This window comes from Promicromonospora alba, from assembly GCF_042654905.1.
Taxonomy (GTDB): domain Bacteria; phylum Actinomycetota; class Actinomycetes; order Actinomycetales; family Cellulomonadaceae; genus Promicromonospora; species Promicromonospora alba.
Window position 1 is genome coordinate 82,557 of the sequence record NZ_JBHSFI010000002.1, and the last position, 14,108, is coordinate 96,664.

Annotated in this window: 14 protein-coding genes; 12 read left to right on the top strand and 2 right to left on the bottom strand. The window is 69.7% G+C overall.

Annotated elements, in window-relative coordinates; genetic code table 11:
* The first annotated feature begins 11 nt into the window (after positions 1–11).
* From ACFO6V_RS03505 to ACFO6V_RS03520, 4 genes are all read left to right on the top strand, one after another.
* Positions 12–1,040: an alpha/beta hydrolase gene (locus ACFO6V_RS03505; RefSeq protein WP_377132276.1), complete on the top strand. Its 1,029-nt coding sequence runs from the start codon at positions 12–14 to the stop codon at positions 1,038–1,040.
* Positions 1,037–1,753, top strand: a complete 717-nt coding sequence (locus ACFO6V_RS03510) for an alpha/beta fold hydrolase (protein WP_377132278.1) — start codon at positions 1,037–1,039, stop codon at positions 1,751–1,753. The genes ACFO6V_RS03505 and ACFO6V_RS03510 overlap by 4 nt, the downstream gene beginning before the upstream one ends.
* An 89-nt stretch (positions 1,754–1,842) precedes the next feature.
* Positions 1,843–3,279 carry an NAD(P)/FAD-dependent oxidoreductase gene (locus ACFO6V_RS03515; protein WP_377132280.1) on the top strand — a complete coding sequence of 479 codons (1,437 nt, stop codon included), beginning with the start codon at positions 1,843–1,845 and terminating at the stop codon, positions 3,277–3,279.
* The gene (locus ACFO6V_RS03520) at positions 3,269–4,882 is read left to right on the top strand and encodes a cytochrome b (protein WP_377132282.1); all 1,614 of its coding nucleotides are present in this window, start codon (positions 3,269–3,271) and stop codon (positions 4,880–4,882) included. Before ACFO6V_RS03515 ends, ACFO6V_RS03520 begins: the two co-directional genes overlap by 11 nt.
* 105 nt (positions 4,883–4,987) lie before the next feature.
* Here the strand turns inward: ACFO6V_RS03520 and ACFO6V_RS03525 are convergent, their stop codons facing one another.
* Entirely contained in the window at positions 4,988–5,929 is a 942-nt protein-coding gene (locus tag ACFO6V_RS03525; RefSeq protein WP_377132284.1) for a DUF4352 domain-containing protein, read from the bottom strand.
* A gap of 273 nt (positions 5,930–6,202) precedes the next feature.
* On the opposite strand from ACFO6V_RS03525, the gene ACFO6V_RS03530 reads away from it, so the two are divergent.
* The 4 genes from ACFO6V_RS03530 to ACFO6V_RS03545 all read left to right on the top strand — a co-directional run bounded on the left by ACFO6V_RS03530 (position 6,203) and on the right by ACFO6V_RS03545 (position 10,016).
* Positions 6,203–7,297 (top strand): type I restriction endonuclease, encoded by a 1,095-nt coding sequence (locus ACFO6V_RS03530; protein ID WP_377132286.1) that lies wholly within the window; start codon positions 6,203–6,205, stop codon positions 7,295–7,297.
* 847 nt (positions 7,298–8,144) lie between these two features.
* Complete coding sequence (locus ACFO6V_RS03535) at positions 8,145–8,639, top strand: MarR family winged helix-turn-helix transcriptional regulator (RefSeq protein ID WP_377132288.1); 495 nt, start codon at positions 8,145–8,147, stop codon at positions 8,637–8,639.
* Positions 8,640–8,760: 121 nt separating this feature from the next.
* Positions 8,761–9,567: an MBL fold metallo-hydrolase gene (locus ACFO6V_RS03540; RefSeq protein WP_377132290.1), complete on the top strand. Its 807-nt coding sequence runs from the start codon at positions 8,761–8,763 to the stop codon at positions 9,565–9,567.
* 2 nt (positions 9,568–9,569) lie between these two features.
* Positions 9,570–10,016 carry a nuclear transport factor 2 family protein gene (locus ACFO6V_RS03545; RefSeq protein WP_377132292.1) on the top strand — a complete coding sequence of 149 codons (447 nt, stop codon included), beginning with the start codon at positions 9,570–9,572 and terminating at the stop codon, positions 10,014–10,016.
* Between the two features lie 66 nt (positions 10,017–10,082).
* Here the strand turns inward: ACFO6V_RS03545 and ACFO6V_RS03550 are convergent, their stop codons facing one another.
* A complete protein-coding gene (locus ACFO6V_RS03550) occupies positions 10,083–10,358 on the bottom strand; it encodes a DUF1905 domain-containing protein (RefSeq protein WP_377132294.1) in 276 nt (91 codons plus the stop codon).
* Positions 10,359–10,456: 98 nt separating this feature from the next.
* On the opposite strand from ACFO6V_RS03550, the gene ACFO6V_RS03555 reads away from it, so the two are divergent.
* The 4 genes from ACFO6V_RS03555 (at position 10,457) to ACFO6V_RS03570 (ending at position 13,956) form a co-directional block, all read left to right on the top strand.
* Positions 10,457–11,110 carry a TetR/AcrR family transcriptional regulator gene (locus tag ACFO6V_RS03555; protein WP_377132296.1) on the top strand — a complete coding sequence of 218 codons (654 nt, stop codon included), beginning with the start codon at positions 10,457–10,459 and terminating at the stop codon, positions 11,108–11,110.
* Positions 11,107–12,156 carry an FAD-binding oxidoreductase gene (locus tag ACFO6V_RS03560; protein WP_377132298.1) on the top strand — a complete coding sequence of 350 codons (1,050 nt, stop codon included), beginning with the start codon at positions 11,107–11,109 and terminating at the stop codon, positions 12,154–12,156. The genes ACFO6V_RS03555 and ACFO6V_RS03560 overlap by 4 nt, the downstream gene beginning before the upstream one ends.
* On the top strand, positions 12,093–12,446 hold the full coding sequence (locus ACFO6V_RS03565) for a BBE domain-containing protein (protein ID WP_377132300.1): 354 nt from the start codon (positions 12,093–12,095) through the stop codon (positions 12,444–12,446). The genes ACFO6V_RS03560 and ACFO6V_RS03565 overlap by 64 nt, the downstream gene beginning before the upstream one ends.
* Before the next feature lie 136 nt (positions 12,447–12,582).
* Positions 12,583–13,956: a jacalin-like lectin gene (locus ACFO6V_RS03570; RefSeq protein WP_377132302.1), complete on the top strand. Its 1,374-nt coding sequence runs from the start codon at positions 12,583–12,585 to the stop codon at positions 13,954–13,956.
* Positions 13,957–14,108: the final 152 nt, after the last annotated feature.

Sequence of the window (14,108 nt, forward strand, 5' to 3'; positions counted from 1 at the left end):
AGGAGAGATCTATGAGCGACCACGTGCTCGAGCCGGCGGCCCAGGCGTTCGCCGACGCGACGGCCCGACCACCGTTCATCTACGAGCTGGGCGTCGAGGGCGCCCGCAAGGCCCTGGACGACGTCCAGGCGGGGCCGGTCGAGAAGCCGGACGTCGACGAGAAGTGGATCACCGTCCCGGCCGACGTCGGCGACGTCCAGGTCCGCATCGTCAAGCCCGTCGGCGCCCACGCGGGTGCGCACGTCGAGGCGCAGGGCCTCCTGCCGACCATCCTCTACGTGCACGGCGGGGGCTGGATCCTCGGCGGCACCGCCACCCACGACCGGCTCGTGCGCGACCTGGCCGCCGGCGTCGGCGCCGCGCTCGTCTTCGTGGAGTACACCCGGTCGCCCGAGGCGCAGTACCCGGTGGCCATCGAGCAGGCCTACGCGACCGCGCGCTGGATCACCACCGACGGCGCTGCCGAGGGCCTGGACGCCTCGCGCCTCGCCGTGGCCGGCGACTCCGTGGGCGGAAACATGACGGCCACCCTGGCAATCCTGGCCAAGCAGCGGGGCGACGTGACGTTCGTCCACCAGTCGCTGTACTACCCGGTGACCGACGCCGGGCAGGACACCGCCAGCTACCGCGAGTTCGCCGACGGCCCGCACCTGACGGCGAAGGCGATGGCGTGGTTCTGGGACGCCTACCTGCCCGACCTCGACCGGCGTGCCGAGATCACCGCGTCCCCGCTGCGGGCGACCGCCGAGGACCTCGCGGGGCTGCCAGAGGCCTTCGTGATCGTCGACGAGAACGACGTCCTGCGTGACGAGGGCGAGGCGTACGCCCGCAACCTGACCGCGGCCGGCGTGCCCACCACGAGCGTCCGTTACAACGGCACGATCCACGACTTCCTCATGCTCAACCCCGTGCGCGGCACCGCCGCGACCACCGCCGCCCTGGAGCAGGCGATCCACGTCCTGCGCAAGGCGCTCGACAAGTCCGTATCCAGCCAGTCCGTATCCAGCCAGTCCGCATCCACCAAGGGAGAACTGTCATGACCACACCCACCGTCGTCCTCGTCCACGGGGCGTTCGCCGAGTCGTCGAGCTGGAACGCCGTCGTCGGGCACCTTCAGCAGCAGACGCTGCGCGTCGTCGCCGCGGCCAACCCGCTGCGCTCGGTCTCCGGCGACGCCCAGTACGTCCGTGACGTGATCGCGTCGATCGAGGGGCCGGTCGTCCTGGTCGGCCACTCGTACGGCGGCATGGTGATCACGGAGGCCGCGGCGGGCAACGACCAGGTCGTGGGCCTCGTCTACGTCGCGGCGTTCACGCCCGACACCGGGGAGAACGCGTTCACGCTGTCGGCCAAGTTCCCCGGCAGCACCCTCGGCGGGTCCATCGCCGCCTACCCGGTCTCGACCGGCGGCAACGAGCTCGTCATCCGGCCGGAGGTGTACGGCGAGCAGTTCGCCGCCGACGTCGACGACGACCTCACCGCACTCATGGCCGCGACCCAGCGGCCCGTGACCGAGGCCGCCCTCACGGAGGACCTGCCCACGTCCAGCCCCGCGTGGCGGACGATCCCGTCCTGGTTCGTGTTCGGCGAGGCCGACCGCAACATCCCGGCCGAGCTGATCCGGTTCATGGCGGAGCGGGCGGGCGGGCGCACGGTCACCGAGGTCCCCGGGGCCTCGCACGCCCTGGCCGTGTCCCACCCGGTGGTCGTGGCGGAGACCATCTTCGCCGCGGTCCAGGCGACCAAGCGGTAGCGGTAGCGGCCGGAAGCCGGTGTGACCACCACCACGTCACATCCGATCGCGCTGCGTTGTCGATCAGGTAAGACCACCAGGAGGTTGTGATGGGAAACATCTCGGGACAGACACCGGAGAAGATCCTGATCGTCGGCGGTGGTTACGCCGGCTTCTACACCGCGTGGGGACTGGAGAAGAAGCTCCGCCGGGGCGAGGCAGAGGTCACCCTCGTCGACCCGCACGGTTACATGACCTACCAGCCGTTCCTACCCGAGGTCACGGCCGGTTCCATCGAGGCACGGCACGTCATGGTGTCGCTGCGCAGGCACCTGCACCGCACTACGATCATCGCCGGCCACACGACGTCCATCGACCACGCGCACCGCACGGCGACCGTCCGGACCAACGACGGCGCGCTGCGCGAGATCGGGTACGACACGATCGTCGTGACCGCAGGCGCAGTGACCCGCACGTTCCCGGTCCCGGGGATCGCGGACGAGGCGATCGGCCTCAAGCACGTCGAGGAAGCCGTCGCGATCCGCGACCAGCTCCTCACCGCCTTCGACCGCGCGGCCCTGCTCCCGCCGGGCAACGAGCGTCGGCGGCTCCTGACGGTGACCGTCGTCGGGGGCGGGTTCACGGGGGTCGAGGTGTTCGGTGAGCTGCTGTCCCTGGCCACCGGCCTGCTGCGCTCCTACCCGGAGCTCGGCCGCGACGACCTGGCCTTCCATCTCGTCGACGCGAACAAGCGCATCCTGCCCGAGGTCACCGACGAGCCCGGCCGCTGGGTGGTGGAGCACCTCAAGCGCCGGGGCGCGCGCATCCACCTGGGCACCCAGGTCGTCTCGGCCGCGGACGGCCGAATCCTGCTGTCTACGGGCGAGTCGTACGGCAACGGCCTGCTGATCTGGGCCGCGGGCAACGGCAGCAACCCCGTCGTCGCGCGGAACACGGACCTGCCGGTCGACGAGCGCGGCCTGGTCCGCGTCCGGGCCGACCTCCGGGTCGGCACGGACGAGGCGCCGGTCCCTCACGCCTGGGCCGCTGGCGACAACGCAGCGGTTCCCGACCTCGCCTCCCCCGTGCCCGGCGCACGGACGGTGCCCAACGCGCAGCACGCGGTACGCCAGGGCAAGCTGCTGGCCGCCAACCTGGTCGCCGACCTCCGTGGCAAGCAGCCGCGGCAGTACCTCCACCACAGCCTCGGCGTGGTGGCCACCCTCGGCATCGGGCAGGGCATCTTCCAGTACCGCCGCCTGGTCATCAAGGGTTTCCTGGCCTGGCTCATGCACCGCGGCTACCACGTCCTGGCCGTCCCCACGTGGGAACGCAAGGTGCGCGTCCTGCTCGTATGGGTCTCGGCGGTGTTCTTCGGGCGCGACATCATCCCGCTCGCCACCGTGCAGCGGCCGCGGGCCGCCTTCCTGGCGGGCGGCGACCCGTTCGCGGGAGTCGACGGCGCGCTGGCCGACCTCGCGCGGGTCGCCGATGCCCAGGCCACCGACACCCGGCCCGAGCTGAGCGTGGTGCGCGATGCCGGCTGACTCGGCCGGGCGCACCGTACGCGCCACCGTCCGCACGTTCGTCACCGACCTGGGCCGACGCCGGGTGTACCTGCGCTGGTCCAACCTCTTCGGCGTCGTGACGTTCGCCTGCCTGCTCGTCCTCGCGGTGACCGGGGTGCTGCTGGCGACCTGGTACACGCCGTCGAACGAGCTCGTCACCTACGTCGGCCCGTACGGGCCGCTGCAGGGTGCGACGGTCACCGAGGCCTTCGCCTCGACCATGCGCATCTCCTTCGAGCAGACCGGTGGCCTCCTGGTCCGCCAGACGCACCACTGGGCGGCGCTCGTCATGCCGGCGTCGATGATCATGCAGCTCCTGGTCACGTTCTTCACCGGCGGGTTCCGCCGTCCGCGGCAGCTGAGCTGGGTGCTGCTGGTGGTGGCCTTCATCCTGGTGCTCGCCGCCGGGTGGAGCGGGTACGCGCTGCCGGACGACATGCTGTCCGGCACCGGCCTGCGCATCGTCGAGGGCGTGGTGCTCAGCATCCCGTTCGTCGGCACGTGGGTGGCCGGCTGGATGTTCGGCGGGCCGTTCCCGGGCCAGATCATCGAGAACCTGTACCCGGTCCACGCCGTCATCGCGCCAGGGCTGCTCGTGGTGGTCATGGCGGTGCGCGGGGTGCTCAGCCTGCGGCACGGGCAGGCGGCCCACCCGCGGCCGACGCCGGCGGCGTCGCTCGGCCTGCGCCTCTGGCCCGACGCCGCCCTGCGCGCCGCCGGGATGACCGGGATGACGAGCGCGGTGCTGGTACTGCTCGGGGCGACGTCGACGATCAGCCCTGTCTGGTCCTACGGGCCCGCGTCCGTGGGCGAGGTTGGCGCCGGGAGCCAGCCCGACTGGTACATGGGCTTCCTCGACGGCGCGCTGCGGCTCGTCCCCGTCGGCTGGGAGACCGAGTGGATGGGCTGGACCATCACCTTCGCGACCCTGGTACCCCTCGTCGTGATCGGCGGCTACTTCGCGGTCCTGATCGTCTACCCGTACCTCGAGGCGTGGGTCGACCGGGACAGGGAACTGCACCACGTGCTCGACCGGCCGCGAAACGTCCCGTTCCGCACCGGGGTCGGCGTCGCCGGCGCGCTGTTCTACGGGATCCTGTGGGGCGCCGCGAGCGCCGACATCGTCTCGACGGAGTTCGGCGTGCCGTTCGAGACGATCATCACGACGCTGCAGGTGGCGCTGCTCGCGGGTCCCCCGCTGGCGTTCGAGGTGACCCGCCGGATCTGCATCGGGCTGCAGCGCAAGGACCGCGAGATCGCGCTGCACGGGCACGAGACGGGCCGCATCGTCCGGATGCCGAACGGTGGCTACGGGGAGATCCATCAGCCGGCGACCGAGGACGAGCGGGCGCTGCTGTCCGTGGCCCCGGTTCCGGCGGTCCCGGGCCGTCCCGACCAGCGCGGGCACCTCAGCGGGCGCGAGCGCCTGCGCGGGGCGCTGTCGCGGCAGTTCGGCACGGGGCACGTCGTACCGGCGGTGCTCGACGAGGCCTCCGCCAGGACCAAGGCCTTGTCGAGGAGCGAGGGCCCCTCCAAGAGCACAGTCTCCTCGAAGCGCAGGGACCTGACGCGGATCGAGTGAGACGCGGCAAGCGATGTCGTCGCGCCGGCTCGATCCCGAGCCAGCACGACGACATTCAGCTGCGCGAAGGTATTCGCCTGACGGCACCCGTCGATCTGCGGGCGGTCAGCTCACCTTTACCGTCACGCCGCCGGAGAAGAACGAGTCGTGCAGCTCCAGCGCAGTGATCTTCGCGTCCTTCGGGACGTCGAAGACAACAATCCCTTCCACGGTGTTACCCGGGTTGATCTCGTTGATGAACGAATTCGACTCGTCGAGATAGATTGCCGCCTCGGTGTCGGCCGAGAACTCGCGATCATCGACATCGAGCGCGGTGAAGTTCTCCCCGAAGAACGTCTGCGCCTCGTCGCCGATGTTCTCGACCTTCACGTGGACGAGCAAGAACTGCCCCTGGGCCTCCTTGCCGAAGTATTCGTCGCCGATCTCCGCCACACCCGCCTCGATCTTCGTGACCGTGAACTCGAGCTTGCCGTCGCGTACGGGGTCGCCGAGCCCTGCCGCCTTCGGCTCGTCCGCGGACTTCGGCTCGGCCTCCGCTTCATCAGCGGCTGCCGACCCGGGACCCGCTTCGCCGTCCTCGGTCCCGGCCGGCCCTGACTCGACCGCAGCTGGCGCAGCAGCCCCGGACCCATCGCCCGACAGCGCGATCGCGGACGCAACGGCGATGCCGATGAGCAGAGCGATGGTGCTCAGGACCGTCGCCCAGACCACTCTCGCCCCACGCGTGCCGGAGACGAGCTCGAGGACGGCGAGCAACAGCCCGACGGCTGCGAGCACGATCCCGAGGATCGGGACCCACGCGAGGACGAACGCGCCGATACCGAGAGCCAGAGCCCATCCGGCCCTGGCACCCCCGCGACGCGCCCCTTCCGGCGGCTGGCCGCCGGGCGCGGTGCCGACCGGGTGGCCCGCAACGGGAGCCATCTGTGGGGTGGTCCGGGTGTCGGCTCCCCACTGCGACCCGTCCCACCAACGCTGCCGAGCCTGGTCGTCCGGAATCGGATACCAGCCTGCGGGCGGCGGCCCACCCGATGTCGACAGTGGCATGTGTTCCCCTTGGTCGCTCAGAATCTCGTACTCGGATCAACGCTCGGAGCGTCACGACAATCGAACCTGAATACGCAGAGTCCTGGAGACTTTCTGCGGGTGAGATCGGCCGGAACCGCGGGTGAACTCTCAAACTAAATGCATTTGCACGAACGGTCGCCGGATCACCCGGGTGATCTTGCGTCCTGTGATGAGGATTCCCGCCCTGACAGCGAGAGCGCCGTCTAGCATCCGGGAACGAGCTAGACCGGTCATCAGAGCAGAGGCCCACCCATGGATATCGCAGAGCGTATTGCGTCGCTTGCCGCCAAGATCGAACAGCAGAAGGCAAACATCGCTACAGAAGAAGCCACGAAGAACGCATTCATCATGCCGTTCATCGCGCACGTCCTCGGCTATGACGTGTTCAATCCTGACGAGGTGGTTCCGGAGTTCACCGCCGACGTCGGCACCAAGAAGGGCGAGAAGATCGACTACGCCATCGTCAAGAACGGCGAGGTCCAGATCCTGATCGAGGCCAAGGCAGTCGGCGCACCGCTCACGCTGAACCATGCTTCTCAGCTCTTCCGCTACTTCGCGGTCGCCAACGCGCGGATCGCGATCCTGACGAATGGTCAGCGATATCACTTCTTCACGGACCTCGACAGGCCCAACCGCATGGACGACACCCCGTTCCTGCAGCTGGACCTCCTGGAGCTCGACGAGTCGCTCATCCCCGAGGTCCAGAAGCTGACCAAGGAGACCTTCGATGTGGAGTCCGTGGTCAGCGCCGCCGAGGAGCTCAAGTACATCGGGTCGCTCAAGCGGGCTCTCGCATCCCAGTTCCGGGAGGCTGACGACGAGTGGGTCAAGGGCCTGACCAGCCGGGTCTACGAGGGCGCGTTCACCCAGAAGGTCCGCGAGCAGTTCCGTGGCCTGGTGTCGAAGGCGATGCAGCAGTTCGTCGCAGACCAGGTGAACGAGCGGATCAAGGCCGCGCTCGGCGGGCGGGTCTACGCCACCGCCGGCACGACGGATCTCACCGCCGAGGCGCCCGTCGAGGCAGACCTCGACGAGTCCGGTTCGGGGTCAGAACGCGGTCTCGAGACCACGTTCGAAGAGATCGAGGCCTTCCAGATAGTGCGCGCGATCGCCTGCAGCGAAGTGCCACCGGTCCGGATCGTCCAGCGCGACACGAAGAGCTATATGGGCGTCCTGCTGGACAACAACAACCGCAGGCCCATCGCTCGGCTGCACTTCAACACCGGGCAGAAGTACCTCGGCCTCTTCGACGAGGAAAAGACCGAGACCCGGCACGCCATCGAGTCGCTGGACCAGATCTACGAGCACGCTGAGCACATCCGCAAGACGGTGCACTACTACGAGTGACGCAGCATTACGCCGTGGGCCGGACATCTTCCGACCCGCAGATCCCGCCTGCCGACCTTTTTCCACTCACCTACCCGGTTTGTGCAGGCGCTCGGCTCTAGAAGGCCGGTTTGGTCGTTACCGATACGCCATCCTGCCCCGGTGTTGTCGTTGTCTTCGTCGTCGTCTCGGCTTGCTTTCCAGCCAGGAATCCGGCAATAGTTCCAAGGAGAGTGAACGCGGCTGCTTTCGCCTCGACTGCCACACCCGTGACTGCGAGCATCGTAGCCAGCACGGCAACCACGATGAGTGCGTACAGACGAACGAACGTAATCCCCTTCGCCTTTCCTGTGAGGACTACCAGCGCATATATCGCGCAGCCCACGACAATCGCAGCTACCCCGAACCATACGAGGGGAACCAGAGCGTCCGCTCCTCCCGTACCGATCGCTTCGCCACTCGAAGGCGACGGGCTGGGCGAGGGAGTCGGGCCGGGCGAGGTGGTCGGACCGGGCGAGGGCGCCGTGCCCGAGTACAGAGATCCGGACGTGCCTGACAGCGCCATGCGATCGGCCTCTCATCAGTTGCTACGAACTTTGCATTCGATCCAGTGACACCACTGCCGTGTGGGTAGGACACGAGCCGCGCGTTGGCCCAGCGGACCATTGGCGAACCGAGATGCGACGTATAACAGGCGACTAACGAGCGACTAAGACTGGGTCCATGATTTTACGCGAGAATTTGCTATCCGCATCCTGAAGCCAGGATCGCAGGTCACTCGACCTGCACCACAGTTGGCTGATTTCGGAGGCGCCCTCCGAACGCGGATCCTGCCTGCCGACCGTTGCCACTCACCTACGCTGGGCCGATGAGTCCCACGTCCGAGTTCTCGTCCCCGCGCGAGGCCGCGTACGACCCCCGGATCCTGGTCTTCGGCCGGCTGCTCGGCGCCGCGAACCGGCTCGACTACATCCTGGGCCGGGCGCTCGAGGAGCAGACCGGCCTGAGCCACACGGTGTTCGAGCTGCTGCTCGTGGTGGGTCGCGCCGGCCCCGACGGGGTCCCGGTGCGGGACATCGCCCAGGCGCGGGTCCTCACCTCGGGCGGCGCGACGCGCCTGGTCCAGCGGGCCGCCGACCAGGGGCTCATCGAGCGCAGCCCGTCCCCCGACGACGGACGGGTCCAGCTCATCCGCCTGACCCCCGCCGGCGAGGACCTCCTGCTCCGGGCGAGCGCCGTCCACGCACGCAACATCGAGCAGTACCTGGTGGACGTGCTGCCCGCGGACCAGGCGGAGGTCTTCGCCGTCGCCATCCGCACCCTGAGCAAGAACGCGGAGCAGCAGCTCCCTGTCATGCCCTGAGCGCGCTGCAGCTCGGGTTCCGCTCCTCGGGAATAGCTGACTAGTCAGCCTTTGTTCCGTCTGCACGCGGCCACCACGCCGCGCCACCCGCCACCGGGCGTCCCGAGGTAAGGAACACACCATGTCGCTGTCCTTCGAGGTATTCGACCTCGACTTCCCCGCCGGTTCGAAGAACAAGTCCGCGGTGCTCGTCACCGGCGAGAACGAGGCCTTGCTGGTCGACGCCGGCTTCACGCGCGCCGACGGGCACCGGCTCGCCGCCGCCGTCCTCGACTCGGGCAAGAGCCTGGGCACGGTGTTCGTCAGCCACGCCGACCCCGACTTCTACTTCGGCCTCGAGGTCATCGCCGACGCCTTCCCCGACGCGCGGATCGTCGCCACGCCGATCGTCATCGAGCACATCGACGCCTCGTACGAGAGCAAGCTGAAGGCCTGGGCGGCTCTCAGAGCGAACCTGCCGACGCGGCTCGCGAAGATCGAGCCGCTCACCGACGACTTCATCGACGTCGACGGCGCGCGCTTCGAGCTCCGCGGCGGCTCCGCCGTCCTGCCCGACCGCCACTACCTCTGGAACGCGGAGCACCGCGCGATCATCGGCGGCGTGCTCCTGTTCCAGCAGGAGCACGTCTGGGTGGCGGACACCGCGACGCCCGAGCAGCGTGCCGCCTGGATCGCGCTGCTCGACCAGATGCAGGCGCTCGACCCCGAGCTCGTCGTCGCCGGGCACCGCCTGCCCGGCACGGCGAACGACGCGAGCGCCATCGACTACACGCGCACCTACCTGCGCGACTTCGAGCGCATCCTCGACGCCTCGGCAGACGGCGCGTCGACGACGGCGGCGCTGGTCGAGGCCTACCCCGCCTCGGGAATGCTGATCGCGGCCCAGCTGGGGCCGAAGGTCGCGAAGGGCGAGATGACATGGGGCTGACCGTGAGCACGGCCATAGAGAGCACGGCCAACGCGAGCACGGCGGCGTTCGAGACGTCGGCGGCACCCCGCGACGTCGTCCGCCGGCAGTACCTGGCCTCGGCGGCAGGTGACCTCGACGCGCTCCGCGCCACCATGGCACCCGACGTCGAGTGGACCGAGATGGCCGGGTTCCCCCTGGCCGGCACCTACCGCACGCCCGAGGGCGTCACGTCGAACGTCATGACGAAGCTCGGCCAGGAGTGGGAGGGCTGGGCGGCCCACGACGACAGCTATGTGGTCGACGGCGAGAACGTGGTGGTGCTCGCGCGCTACACCGCGACGCACCGGGACACCGGCAAGGACCTGAACGTCCGCGTCGCGCACCACTTCGTCGTGCGGGGCGGGCTCATCGTGCGCTTCGAGCAGTTCGTCGACACCGCGCTCATGCGCGACGCGGCGACGGCGTAGGAACCACCCACCGGAGGCCGACGGCGGGTCCGACGCGGAGCACTGCTCTCCGTGCCGGACCCGCCGTCACGCCTTCTCGAGAGTCACCCGCACCTGGTCGCCCGCCGCCTTGCCGATCGCCTTGCGGGTGGCCGCCTTGACCGGCCCCACGTGCGCGCCGTTGCCGGTCGGCATCAGCGTGATGGCGACCGCGTGGCCGTCGATCGTCCCGGTGACCCGCACCGGCTTGCCCGTTCCGAAGAACGCGCGCGATCCGGGCACGTCGAACACCGTCCACGAAGCGGCCTCGGGCGATACCCGCAGCTCCGCCTCGAACGTGAGAGATTCCGGGCTCTCCGCCATGTCGATCTCCTTCTCTCGCCTGATGTTTTCTAGACTGACAAGTCTAATAACTAGACTCTAGACTGCTCGGTATGATGTCGCAAGGAGGTGCCCGTCCGATGCGGCAAGGTGACCGGCTGACGCGACCGAGCTCGCGCAAGAAGCACGATGCCGCGCTCGCGGCCGCGGAGGTCCAGTTCCTCGCCACCGGGTTCGAGTCGGTGACCATGGACTCCATCGCCAAGGAGTCGGGGGTGTCCAAGCAGACGCTCTACAGCTACTTCGGCAGCAAGCAGGAGCTCTTCCTGGCTCTGGTCACGGAGAAGACCCGCGTCACGAGCCGTTCGGTGCTCTCTTCCGTGCCACGGGTGACCGACGCCGGGACGGCGCGGGACGAGGTCCGCGACCTCCTGGTCGCTCAGCTGGCGGCCGTCATGAACCCCGAGGTCCTGGCGCTGCGGCGCCTCGTCATCGGGGAGGCGGTGCGCTTTCCCGAGCTCGCCCGGGCGCTCTACGAGAACGGTCCACGCGTAGCGATCGCGTCGCTCGCCACCGTCATCGGAGACCTCGCGGACCTCGGGCTCGTCCGGATCGCCGGCCCCGACGCCGCCAGCGATACCGACAGAGCAGCGACCCAGCTGAACTGGCTCGTCATGGGCGACCCGATCAACCGCGCGATGCTGCTGGGCGACGACGCGATACCGACGCCGGCCCAGCTGCGCGCCCACGTCGACGCCGCGCTCGACATGTTCTTCGGGGCGTACGGCGCATGACGCCCGCCTGGCAGGCACTCGGCGCGGCCATCGACGGCGAGCTGCTCCGGCCCGACGACGACGGGTACGCCGAGGCGAGCCTGCTCTTCAACCGCCGGTTCGACGACCTCCGACCGGCCGCCGTCGTCCTCGTGACCTCGGCCGCCGACGTCGCGGAGTGCCTGCGGTTCGCCCGGGCGCACGGCATCCCGCCGGCAGTCCGGAGCGGCGGCCACTCGTACGCGGGCTGGTCCAGCGGGAACGGCCGGCTGGTCATCGACGTGCGGCGGATGAACGACATCACCGTCCACCCGGGCATCGCGCACATCGGCGCCGGAGCCGTCCTCGGCGACGTCTATGCGGCGCTCGCCGAGCACGGCGTCACGATCTCGGGCGGCACGTGCCCGTCCGTCGGCGTCTCGGGTCTGACGCTCGGCGGTGGGCACGGCCTGCTGTCGCGCGCGTACGGCCTCTCGTGCGACAACCTCGTCGAGGCGACGGTGGTGACGGCGGACGGCGCGGTCCTGACCTGCAACGCGGAGCGGGAGCCGGACCTGTTCTGGGCGTTGCGCGGGGCGGGGAACGGCAGCCTCGGCGTCGTCACGGAGCTGCGCCTGCGCACTCACGCCGTCCACGAGTCGTCGTCGGCCGACCTGGCGTGGCCGTGGTCGCGCGCCGCGGCCGTGCTCGCGGCCTGGCAGGACTGGGCGCCCGACCTGCCGGACGAGATGTGGGCGGCCCTGCGCCTCCAGAACGACGACAGCGGCCCCTCGGTGTCGGTCGTCGCCTTCGCGCTCGGCGGCCACGACGACCTCGCCGAGCAGCTGGCAGCGCTGCCCGACGGCCGCACCCGCCACGAGATCCGCACCGAACCACACCTCGCCACGGTTCGGCGGTTCGCCGGGGAGACCTCCGGCCGGCCGAGCGGCCGTGCTACGACGTGCGGAGCGACTTCTTCGCGCGCTCGATGCCCGCCGAGGCGATCGGTGCGGCCCTCACGACGGTGGAGAACGCCCCCGCCGGCGTCGCCGCCTCGGTGGCGACCGTCGCGATGGGCGGCACCGTGAACCGCCGGCCGGCGCACGAGACGGCGTTCGTCCATCGGCACCACCGTTTCCTCGCGCAGTACGAGGCGAGCTGGGACCGGCCCGACGACGCGGCCGCCGCCGAGGAATGGCTGGCCGCGATCCACTCCGCCATGCGGCCCTACGCATCGGGCGCGGCATATCAGAACGACTTCGACCCTCGCCTGCCCGACTGGCGCCGCGTCTACTACGGGTCCGCCGCGGACCGCCTCGCGGAGATCGAGCGTCGTTACGACCCGGACCGGATCTTCGACTTCCCGCGGACCCGCTGAGCCCGGGGACCCGCCGGTCCGTCACTTGCGGGCAATGGTGGCGTAAGCCGCAAGTAGTGACGAAGTCATGCATATCGGCCAGGCTGTACGAATCTGCCGGGTTTCACCCTGGCACCCTCGACGACTGGAGCACGGTATGCGGACACGTAAGGCATTCGCCAGACCCGCACTGGCCACGGCCGCCCTGGCCACGATCGTCCCGCTCGTCGCCGCGATCGGGCTCGCCGCCCCGGCGTCAGCGTCGGCATCCGGACCGGCATCGCCGTCGGCCGTCACGAGCGGGTCGTTCTCGATCCTCAGCTACAACATCGCCGGGCTCCCCCTCGGGATCGGCGACGGCGACCCGGAGACCAACACCCCGATCATCGGCTCGCGCCTGGCCCCCTACGACGTCGTCCAGGTCCAGGAGGACTTCAACTACCACGCCGCGCTCTACGCGGCGGACCGTCATCCTCATCGGACGCCGACGAGCGGCGGCGTCCCGTTCGGCAGCGGTCTCAACACGCTCTCGGACCTCCCGTTCGAGGACTTCGAGCGCGTCGCCTGGGCCGACTGCTCGTCGGGATCAGGCGACTGCCTGACGCCGAAGGGCTTCACCTTCATGCGGGCCCGCCTCGCCGAGGGCGTGTGGGTGGACCTGTACAACCTGCACACCGACGCCGGCGTCGAGCCAGGCGACCTGGCCGCCCGGCGCGCGAACCTCGCGCAGCTCACCACGTTCATCCGGTCCCGCTCGGCGGGGAACGCCGTGATCGTCTACGGCGACACCAACACCCGCTACACCCGCGCCGACGACACGATCGCCGAGCTCGCGTCCGCGAACGGCCTGACCGACCCGTGGGTCGACCTCGTCCGCGGCGGCGACGCCCCCGACAAGGGTGCACCCGCGCTCGTGTGCGACGACGCGACGGTGGACGAGACGTGCGAGGTCGTCGACAAGGTCCTCTACCGCGGCGGAAACCACGTGGCCCTCGACGCGGTCGAGTACCGCAACGACCACGCCGCCTTCCGCGACGGCGCGGGCAAGAACCTGTCGGACCACTACCCCATCGCGGTCGAGCTCAACTGGTCCCTCAGCCCCGGCTTCCGGATGAGCGACCAGTTCGGCGGCCCGCACGGCACCTTCTTCACCGACGTCGACGACCTCACCGCCAGCTCGCGGCCCACCGAGCTGCGCGTGCGCGGCGCGTCCAGGGTGGACCAGATCGGCCTGACGCTCGCCGGTGGGACCCGTGTCGAGCACGGGGGTAGCGGGGGCACCCTCGGGACGCTGGCCCTCGCCTCCGGCGAGTACCCGGTGAGCCTGCACCTGTGCCAGGTGAAGCACGAGGACCACACCCGGATCGCCTACGCCCGCTTCACGACGAGCACCGGCCGGACCCTGGCGGGCGGCACCTCGAACAGCGACTGCACCACGTACACCGCCCCGTCCGGCTGGCAGATCGCGGGCTTCCACGGCCGCGCGGGCGACGAGCTCGACAAGGTCGGCGTCATCTACACCCGGCGCTGAGCCGAGGGTGCCGAACTGCAAGACCGATCTGACGCCCCCAGGCTCCTGACGGCCGAAGTAGAGCGCCTGTCCGGACGCACGCTCTACCTCGCCGTCTACTTGTCGGCGAGGTAGAGCGCCTGTCCGGACAGGCGCTCTACTTCGGCGACTAA

Coding starts and splice junctions, on each gene's coding strand:
- ACFO6V_RS03505 (WP_377132276.1), top strand. CDS start 12: ATGAGCGACCACGTGCTCGAGCCGGCGGCCCAGGCGTTCGCCGACGCG.
- ACFO6V_RS03510 (WP_377132278.1), top strand. CDS start 1,037: ATGACCACACCCACCGTCGTCCTCGTCCACGGGGCGTTCGCCGAGTCG.
- ACFO6V_RS03515 (WP_377132280.1), top strand. CDS start 1,843: ATGGGAAACATCTCGGGACAGACACCGGAGAAGATCCTGATCGTCGGC.
- ACFO6V_RS03520 (WP_377132282.1), top strand. CDS start 3,269: ATGCCGGCTGACTCGGCCGGGCGCACCGTACGCGCCACCGTCCGCACG.
- ACFO6V_RS03525 (WP_377132284.1), bottom strand. CDS start 5,929: ATGCCACTGTCGACATCGGGTGGGCCGCCGCCCGCAGGCTGGTATCCG.
- ACFO6V_RS03530 (WP_377132286.1), top strand. CDS start 6,203: ATGGATATCGCAGAGCGTATTGCGTCGCTTGCCGCCAAGATCGAACAG.
- ACFO6V_RS03535 (WP_377132288.1), top strand. CDS start 8,145: ATGAGTCCCACGTCCGAGTTCTCGTCCCCGCGCGAGGCCGCGTACGAC.
- ACFO6V_RS03540 (WP_377132290.1), top strand. CDS start 8,761: ATGTCGCTGTCCTTCGAGGTATTCGACCTCGACTTCCCCGCCGGTTCG.
- ACFO6V_RS03550 (WP_377132294.1), bottom strand. CDS start 10,358: ATGGCGGAGAGCCCGGAATCTCTCACGTTCGAGGCGGAGCTGCGGGTA.
- ACFO6V_RS03555 (WP_377132296.1), top strand. CDS start 10,457: ATGCGGCAAGGTGACCGGCTGACGCGACCGAGCTCGCGCAAGAAGCAC.
- ACFO6V_RS03560 (WP_377132298.1), top strand. CDS start 11,107: ATGACGCCCGCCTGGCAGGCACTCGGCGCGGCCATCGACGGCGAGCTG.
- ACFO6V_RS03570 (WP_377132302.1), top strand. CDS start 12,583: ATGCGGACACGTAAGGCATTCGCCAGACCCGCACTGGCCACGGCCGCC.